The 8092-nt window shown below is 67.7% G+C and carries 10 protein-coding genes; 8 read left to right on the top strand and 2 right to left on the bottom strand.

Annotation, left to right across the window (positions count from 1 at the left end):
• The first annotated feature begins 56 nt into the window (after positions 1–56).
• Genes RT662_RS01080 through RT662_RS01115 form a run of 8 tightly spaced genes read left to right on the top strand, consistent with a single transcriptional unit; the run spans position 57 to position 6350 of the window.
• Positions 57–677: a carbon monoxide dehydrogenase subunit G gene (locus RT662_RS01080; RefSeq protein ID WP_313668401.1), complete on the top strand. Its 621-nt coding sequence runs from the start codon at positions 57–59 to the stop codon at positions 675–677.
• Positions 644–1615 carry an XdhC family protein gene (locus RT662_RS01085; RefSeq protein WP_409530121.1) on the top strand — a complete coding sequence of 324 codons (972 nt, stop codon included), beginning with the start codon at positions 644–646 and terminating at the stop codon, positions 1613–1615. The genes RT662_RS01080 and RT662_RS01085 overlap by 34 nt, the downstream gene beginning before the upstream one ends.
• Positions 1612–3180, top strand: coding sequence for an NTP transferase domain-containing protein (locus RT662_RS01090; RefSeq protein WP_313668404.1), 1569 nt, complete (start codon positions 1612–1614; stop codon positions 3178–3180). The genes RT662_RS01085 and RT662_RS01090 overlap by 4 nt, the downstream gene beginning before the upstream one ends.
• Positions 3177–4082 carry a dienelactone hydrolase family protein gene (locus tag RT662_RS01095; RefSeq protein ID WP_313668406.1) on the top strand — a complete coding sequence of 302 codons (906 nt, stop codon included), beginning with the start codon at positions 3177–3179 and terminating at the stop codon, positions 4080–4082. Before RT662_RS01090 ends, RT662_RS01095 begins: the two co-directional genes overlap by 4 nt.
• A 30-nt stretch (positions 4083–4112) precedes the next feature.
• A complete protein-coding gene (locus tag RT662_RS01100; RefSeq protein ID WP_313668407.1) occupies positions 4113–4586 on the top strand; it encodes a MarR family winged helix-turn-helix transcriptional regulator in 474 nt (157 codons plus the stop codon).
• On the top strand, positions 4583–5029 hold the full coding sequence (locus RT662_RS01105; RefSeq protein ID WP_313668408.1) for a PaaI family thioesterase: 447 nt from the start codon (positions 4583–4585) through the stop codon (positions 5027–5029). Before RT662_RS01100 ends, RT662_RS01105 begins: the two co-directional genes overlap by 4 nt.
• Positions 5026–5748: an SDR family NAD(P)-dependent oxidoreductase gene (locus RT662_RS01110; protein ID WP_313668410.1), complete on the top strand. Its 723-nt coding sequence runs from the start codon at positions 5026–5028 to the stop codon at positions 5746–5748. Before RT662_RS01105 ends, RT662_RS01110 begins: the two co-directional genes overlap by 4 nt.
• A gap of 11 nt (positions 5749–5759) precedes the next feature.
• The gene (locus RT662_RS01115; protein ID WP_273462186.1) at positions 5760–6350 is read left to right on the top strand and encodes a 2-hydroxychromene-2-carboxylate isomerase; all 591 of its coding nucleotides are present in this window, start codon (positions 5760–5762) and stop codon (positions 6348–6350) included.
• 69 nt (positions 6351–6419) lie between these two features.
• Here the strand turns inward: RT662_RS01115 and RT662_RS01120 are convergent, their stop codons facing one another.
• Both RT662_RS01120 and RT662_RS01125 read right to left on the bottom strand, forming a co-directional pair.
• Positions 6420–7157: a Bax inhibitor-1/YccA family protein gene (locus RT662_RS01120; RefSeq protein ID WP_313668414.1), complete on the bottom strand. Its 738-nt coding sequence runs from the start codon at positions 7155–7157 to the stop codon at positions 6420–6422.
• A gap of 97 nt (positions 7158–7254) precedes the next feature.
• A partial coding sequence (locus tag RT662_RS01125; protein WP_313668416.1) for an FtsX-like permease family protein occupies positions 7255–8092 on the bottom strand: 838 nt, incomplete at its 5' end.

The raw sequence follows: 8092 nt of genomic DNA on the forward strand, positions 1-8092 counted from the left end.
CTGGCATCGAAAGGTGACGGCCACACCGCCACCGCCTTGAACTGGAAAGAGAGTTTATGGACCTTGCAGGATCGGTGGAAATCGCCAGCCCGCGCCATATTTTGTGGGCGGCGTTGAATGATCCCGATGTGCTGGCCCGCTGCATCGACGGCGTGGAGAATCTGACTCGCACCGAAGCTGATACGCCGGTGTTCGATGGCGTCATGCAGGCCAAGGTGGGCCCGGTGCGGGCCCGCTTCGCCGGAACCGTGCGGCTGGAAGATATCGTTGCGCCCGAGCGCTATCGCCTCGTCGGTGAAGGCAAGGGCGGAGTCGCCGGCTTTGCCAAGGGCAGCGCCGATGTCGTGCTCACCGAATTGAGTCCGACCAAGACGCAGCTGGATTATGTGGTGAAGGCCCAGGTGGGCGGCAAGCTGGCCCAACTCGGCGCGCGGTTGGTGGAAGGCGCGGCAAAGCAATATGCCGAAGGCTTCTTCGCCAAGCTGAAGGCCGAAGTGGAAGCGCCGCATGTCGACATCGTGGCTCTGGCCGCCGCCGCTGATCAGGCTGCGACCGCCGAAACGGAGGCGCCCGCCGGTGGCCTGTCGCCACTGGCCTGGGGCACTGGCCTGATCATCGTCACCCTGCTCTTCCTGCTCTGGCAATGGTCCGGATTGGGATCCGGAATGACGATGTGACGGGCGTTGGCCGCGACGAGGATCTGACCACTCTGGCCACGGCGCTGGCGTGGGCACAGGCTGGCCATGGCGTGGCGATTGCCACCGTCATCACCACCTGGGGCTCAGCGCCGCGCCGCGAAGGCAGCCATCTCGCCATCCGCGCCGATGGCCTGTTCGAAGGCAGCGTTTCCGGCGGCTGCGTCGAAGCCGATGTGATCCTGGCCGCGCAAGCCATGATCGCGGCACAGGCAGGCCATGAGGTGCTGGATTACGGCGTGGCCGACACGGTGGCGTGGACGGCGGGCCTGGCCTGCGGCGGGCGCATTTCGATCCTGGTGCAGCGCTTGGCCGCCGATGCCCTGCCTCCGGCCTTGGTGGCCGATGTACTGGCGGCTACATCTACCGGACGCATGGCGGCGATCAGCAGCGATCCCGCCACCGGGCGCGCCGTTACCGGAGAAGTCGGCCCGTTCGTGCGCCGCTATCCGCCGCCGCGCCGGCTGTTCATCATCGGCGCCGTGCACATTGCGCAGGCGCTGGTGCCACTGGCCGATGCGCTGGGCGTGGTGCCGGCAGTGATCGATCCGCGCGGATTATTTGCTGCCGATGCGCGTTTTGCCGGGCTGGCGCTTGATCGCCGCTGGCCCGACGAGGCGCTGGAGAGCGTGCTCAACCCGGCCTCCGCCGTGGTGGCGCTCACCCATGATCCCAAGATCGATGATGTGGCGCTGGCTGGGGCGCTGCGCTCGCCGGCCTATTATATCGCCGCGTTGGGCAGCCGGAAGAATCACGCCGGCCGGCTGGAACGGCTGGCGGCGCAAGGCTTTGGTCCGGATGATCTGGCCCGTATCCACGGCCCGGCCGGCCTTGCCATCGGTGCCACCGGCCCCGCCGAAATCGCGCTCTCCATCGCCGCGCAGATGACCGCCGCGTGGAGAAACGCGCTGGCCACATGAAATTCGGGCCGGTTCCCTTGGCACAGGCCGAAGGCGCGTTGCTGGCGCACGGGCAGCAGATCGGCCGCCGGCGGCTGCCCAAGGGCCATGTTCTGAGCGCGGCCGATCTCACCGATGCCTCTGCATCAGGCCTTGCCGAACTGGTCGTCGCGCAGCTGGAACCCGGCGACGTGGCCGAGGATGACGCCGCCACCCAGCTGGCCGCCGCGCTGGCCGGGGCGGGCCTGGCGGCGTTGGCGCCGGTGCATGGCCGGGTCAATCTCGCCGCCACCGCCGCTGGCCTGTTCACCGCCCCGCCCGGCATGGTCGCGGCGGTCAACGCGGTCGATGAAGCCCTCACCCTCGCTGCCCTGCCCAGCGGCACGCGGGTAGCGGCGGGGGCCATTGTCGCCACCATCAAGACGATCAATTACGCCGTCACGGGCGGCGCTCTCACCACCGCCATCGCCGCCGCGCGCCCGCTGATGGTGGCGGCCTTCCGGCCCCTGTCGATCACGCTGATCGCCACCACCCTGCCCGGCACCAACGCCAAGGCACTCGCCAAGCTGGAGCGGGTGACCGCCGCGCGGATCAAGGCGCTGGGCAGCCGGATGGAGATGCTGCCGCCCTGCCCGCACGAAACGGCGGCGCTGGCGGCCCGCCTGGCCGGATGCAGTACCGATCTGCTGCTGGTTGCTGGCGCGTCCGCCACGGTCGATCGCGGCGACGTGATCCCACAGGCCATCGTGGCCGCAGGCGGCACGGTGGAGCGGCTGGGCATGCCGGTGGACCCGGGCAATCTGCTGGTGCTGGGCACGCTCGCGGGCCGTCCGGTGATCGGCCTGCCCGGCTGCGCCAAGAGCCCCAAGCGCAACGGCTTCGATCTGGTACTGGAACGCCTCGCCGCCGGCTTGGCCGTTACTGCAGACACGATCGCCGCCATGGGTGACGGCGGCCTGCTGCCCGAAGCCGAACGGCCGGAGCCGCGCGCCGTGGCCAGCGCACCGCGCCGGGTCGGTGCCGTGTTGCTCGCCGCAGGCCGCTCCAGCCGCTTTGGCGCCGGCCACAAATTGCTGGCACCATGGCGCGGCAAGCCGCTGGTGGCGCATGCGGTGGACGCCATTGCCGCCGCAGGGCTGCCACCGCCGATCGTGGTGCTGGGCCATGATGAAGCGGCCGTTCGCGCCGCTCTGGCCGGGTATGATGTGCAGTTCGTGGCTGCGCCAGACTGGGCAGACGGCATGGGGCACAGCCTGGCTGCCGGCATCGCGGCCGTGCCTGCCGATTGGGATGCAGCGTTGATCTGCCTTGGTGACATGCCGGCCGTGGAGCCCGCGCTGATCGCGGCGCTGGCGGCCGCACCGGGCGAGTTGGTAGTACCGCTATGGGACGGTCGCCGCGGCCACCCGGTGCGCTGGCCGCGCGCGGCCTTTGCCCGGCTGCTGGCCCTGACGGGCGATACCGGCGGCAAGGCGGCGATGGGGGATTTCACTGTCACCGAAATCGCGGCACCATCGGCCGCGTGCCTTGTCGATATCGACACCCCCACCGCACTGGCGAAATTGGCCGCAGGAGAAGCAGGATGAGCGAAAATCAACCGACGCAGGCGATGATCGCCCTTTATGATCGCTTCACCCATGTCGGCGATATCAGCCGGCGGGACATGGTCGCCCAGATGGCGCGGCTGGCCGGTGGCACGGCGGCAGCCAACGCCCTGCTCGGCCTGATTGCGGCGCGCGCCGATGCAGCGCCACTGGTGGCGGCTGATGATGCGCGCATTAAGGTGGGCGACGTGCGCTTTTCCGTCGGCGCCGGCCGGGAAATGGCGGGATACCTCGCGCAGCCGGCCAAGGGCGCGGCCACGGCGCCGCGCGCGCTCGTCATCCACGAAAACCGCGGGCTTAACGATCATATTCGCGATGTTGCCCGCCGCTTGGCCGCCGAAGGATTGGTGGCATTGGCAGCCGATTTCCTGGCACCGAACGGCGGCACGCCAACGCTGGGCGACGGCACGACCAGTGCCGAAGACAAGGCCCGCAGCATGATCGGCGCGCTCGATCGCCAGCAAACGGTGGCCGATGGCGTCGCCACGTTGAACTGGTTGGCGACCGCAGCACCGGGCAAGGGCGTGCCAGGCGCGGTCGGCTTCTGCTGGGGCGGCGGCATGGTCAATGCCCTGGCGGTCGCAGCCGGCCCGGCCCTGCGCGCCGGCGCGGCTTATTATGGCGCGGCGCCGCAGGATGTGACAGGTGCGGCGCGGGTGAAGGCGCGGCTGCTGCTGCACTATGCTGGCCTGGATGAGCGGATCAACGCCATGGGCCCCGCTTGGCAGGCCGCACTCACCGCTGCCGGCGTCCGGTTCGAAGCCCACATCTATCCGGGCGTCAACCATGCCTTCAACAACGACACCTCGCCCGCCCGCTATGACAAGGCGGCTGCCGATCTGGCCTGGCAGCGAACGGTAGCGTTGCTGAAATCGGGCGGTTGATTATCTGCAATTGCATTTTATTCTGCGGGCATGAGCATAAGCCCGCCCGAGTCGCCTGCCTCCGCACTGCCGCCCGGCCCGGCGGCGCTGTGCACAGCGGCCAAGGTGCGGCGGCTGTCGCGGCAGGTCAGCCAGATCTATGACGACGCGCTCAACCTTCACGGACTGACCATTGGCCAGTTCGGCCTGCTCGCCTGCCTGTCCCGGCGGCGCGGACTAGGCATCGGTGCGCTGGCGGAACGGCTGGCGGCGGACGCTTCCACTGTCTCACGGCTCGTGAAACCGCTGGCAAGCGACGGCCTGCTACGCATCGAGATCGACCTTGAAGACCGGCGCGGACGCCTTGTGTGGCTCACCGATGCCGGCCACCAGCGCCGCGCCGCCGCGCACACCGGCTGGCAGGCCGCGCAGGATGTGATGGAGCAGCGCCTGGGTGGCGGTCGGCTGGCGGCGCTGCGCTTCCTGCTGGATGAAAGCTACGAACGTCTGGAGATCATAGAATGACTGCAATTGCAGAGAAATCCGACGGACTCACCCAGATGCGCGCGCTGGCCGCAGGCAAGGGCGGCAGTGGCATGGGCGCACTGATGGCGATGGATGGCGGCGAGGCTGGCGAAGGCACGATGATCATGCACGCCATCCCCGGCAGCCAGCACGGCAACCCCATCGGCATCGTCCACGGCGGATTTGCGGCCACCCTGCTCGACAGCGCAATGAGCTGCGCGGTCCACACCACGCTTTCCGCCGATGAAAGCTACGTCACCACCGATCTGCATGTCAGTTTCGTGCGGGCCATCACGCCCGCCACCGGCCGGGTGACCGCGCGTGGCGACGTGGTGTCACGCGGGCGCCGGCTGGCGACGGCGCGTGGCACATTGGTGGACGCAAACGGCAAATTGCTGGCCACCGGCATCGCCACCTGCATGATCATGAGCACTGGCGCATGAGCGGCGCGGCGGTGGTGATCGGTGCCGGCGATGCCACCGGCGGTGCGGTGGCGGCGGCCTTTGCCCGCGATGGCCTCACTGCCGTGCCGGTGCGGCGCACGGGCGACGGCCTCGCCCCGCTGGCGGCAAGGATTGCCGATGAAGGCGGGCACTGTGTGCCGATTGGTGCCGATGCCCGCGATGAAGACGCGATGATCGCCCTTTTCGACCGGGTCGAACGCGAGATCGGCCCGGTGGAGGTGCTGGTGTTCAACATCGGCGCCAACTCCCCCATGAGCATCCTTGATGAGACCGTGCGTCGCTACCGCAAGATCTGGGAGATGTGCGCGCTGGCCGGCTTCATCACGGCGCGCGAAGCGGCCCGCCGCATGGTGCCGCGCGGACGGGGCACGATCATCTTTACCGGCGCCACTGCTTCCCTGCGCGGTTCGGCCGGCTTTGCCGGTTTTTCCGGCGGCAAGTTCGCGCTCAGGAGCCTGGCGCAGGCCATGGCGCGCGAACTGGGGCCAAAGGGCATCCATGTTGTTCACCCGATCATCGATGGCGCCATCGATACCGAGTTCATTCGCAGCAATTTCCCCGACCGCTATGCCCTGAAGAGCGAGGACGGCATCCTCGATCCCGAAGCCATCGCGGCCGAATATGTGCGGCTGCACCACCAGCCCCGCTCCGCCTGGACGCACGAGCTGGATCTGCGGCCGTGGATTGAACGCTGGTAAAGGAGACGACCATGCCCCACCCCATCGAGTTCCTTTTCGACGTCGGTTCGCCCACGGCCTATCTTGCCTGGCATCGCCTGAAAAAGGTGGCTGCGCGCACCGGGGCGACACTGGTACCGGTTCCCATCCTGCTGGGCGGCGTGTTCAAGGCCACCGGTGGCAGCCCGCCCGGCGTGGTCGTCGCCAAGGGCCGCTGGATGAACGAGGACATGCAACGCTGGGCGGCCCGCGATGGCATAGCGCTGGGCAACAATCCTTATTTCCCGGTCAATACCATCACGCTGATGCGCATTCTGGCCGGCCTTCAGGGCGACGAACGCTTCGAAGCGGTGACCGACACGCTGTTCGCCGGCATGTGGCTGCACGGCCGCAACATGGCTGATGCCGAGATACTAGCCGCCACCCTGACCGAAGCCGGCCATGACGCTGCCGCCCTGCTGGCACTGGCGCAGGAGCCGGAGGTGAAGCAGCGCCTGATCACCAACACCGAAGCTGCCGTGGCGCGCGGCGTGTTCGGCGCGCCGACCTGCTTTGTCGCCGGGCAGATGCACTTCGGGCAGGACCGGATTGATTGGGTCGAAGCGGCGGCTGTTGCCGCCTGAATGTCCTGCACAAAAGAAAAGGCCCGGCGAGTTTCCCCGCCGGGCCTTAACTTTGGTCAGTTCAACCGATCAGTCGCGATTGCCCATGAAGCTGAGCAGGAACTGGAACAGGTTGATGAAGTTCAGGTACAGCGTCAGGGCGCCCATCACGGCAGCCTTGCCGGCGAAATCGCTGCCCTGCACCTGGTAGTACATCTCGCGCAGGCGCTGCGTGTCATAGGCGGTGAGACCAGCGAAGATCAGCACGCCCAGGATGTTCACTGCCAGCTGCAGGCTGCTGGAGCCGATGAAGATGTTGGCGATCGACGCGATAACAATACCGATCAGGCCCATGAACAGGAAGCGGCCCATCGCCGACAGGTCCTTCTTGGTGGTGTAGCCATAGAGGCTGAGCGCGCCGAAGCTGGCGGCCGTCACGAAGAAGGTCTGCGCGATCGACGCGCCGGTGTAGCGGGCGAAGATGGTGCTCATCGACACGCCCATCAGCGCGGCAAAGCCCCAGAACAGGCCCTTCAGCGTGCTCTCGCTCATGCGGTTGAGGCCGAAGTTCATGCCAAGGATGATGGCGAGCGGTGACAGCATCGCCACCCAGCCCAGGATGGTGGGCGAACCGACCTGATTGAAGAATACCGCAAACAGCGCCGGCGTCGAATAAACCAGCAGCGCGACGATGCCGGTGAGCAGCACGCCTGACGCCATATAGTTGTAGATCGACAGCATGTAGCTGCGCAGGCCGGCATCAAAGCCGGCTTCGCCTTGGGCCTGGGCCCGGAAGGCAGCAAGCCGGGGGTCCACATTATTGGCCATCGTAAAATTCCTCCTGTGGTCGGCAAATGGCCGACGACACAGCCAATATCGGGCATCCCGCCTGAATTTTCAATGACCGAACGTTACGCCGGCGCAATCACAACTGTCGCAGCACCGCCGCAGGCCGGGCCGACAGCGCCCGCCAGTTGCCGGCGAGCCCGAGCACGACGGTGACAACGGCGCCCACACCCACGGTGATCAGCACGCGCGGCCAATCTGGCGTCCAGTCCAGCTTGAAGATCTGGGTGACGACGAACCAGCCCGCCGCACTGCCCAGAACCAGCGCCAGACCCGAAACGATGGCCGCGAGCAGGCCATATTCGGCCAGGGTCGCCGCCGCCACCTGGCCGCGCGTCGCGCCCAGCAGCTTCAGCAACACCGCATCATAGGTGCGCGCCCGCGCGCCCGCGGCCAACGCGCCGACCAGCACGGCAATGCCCGCCGCAACGGTGACGCTGGCCGCCGCGCGGATGGCGGCGGAAAGCTGGCCCAGCAATGTCTGCACCTGGCCGATCACATCCTTCACGCGCACCACCGAAGCGGTGGGGAAGCTGGCCGAAAGCGCACGGGCGACGGCGCGTTCCTTGCCGGGTTCCACCTGTACCGTGGCCATCCAGCCATGCGGAGCGGCTTCCAGCGCGCCGGGCGCGTAGACCTTCATGCGGTGCCGGTGGAAGATCAGCTCCGCGTTCGTATCCCACGCGCTCTTCGCAGACGGCACTTGGTAGATGATCAGCGTCGCCATGCCCCCGCCCAGCCAGCCAAAAGGCAGGCCGAACGAGAGCCCGGAGAAGCCAAGGCCGCGCTCCGTCCCGGACGGGAAGTAGACCTGACCCGGCTTCAGGATCAGGGGGCTGGACGTGCCGGACTTCCCGCCCGTCTTGAGAACGACGGCGACTGGAGTCTCGGACGACGGGTGGAGCCCAATTCCGTAT

The organism is Sandarakinorhabdus sp. (assembly GCF_032115815.1).
Lineage (GTDB): Bacteria > Pseudomonadota > Alphaproteobacteria > Sphingomonadales > Sphingomonadaceae > Sandarakinorhabdus.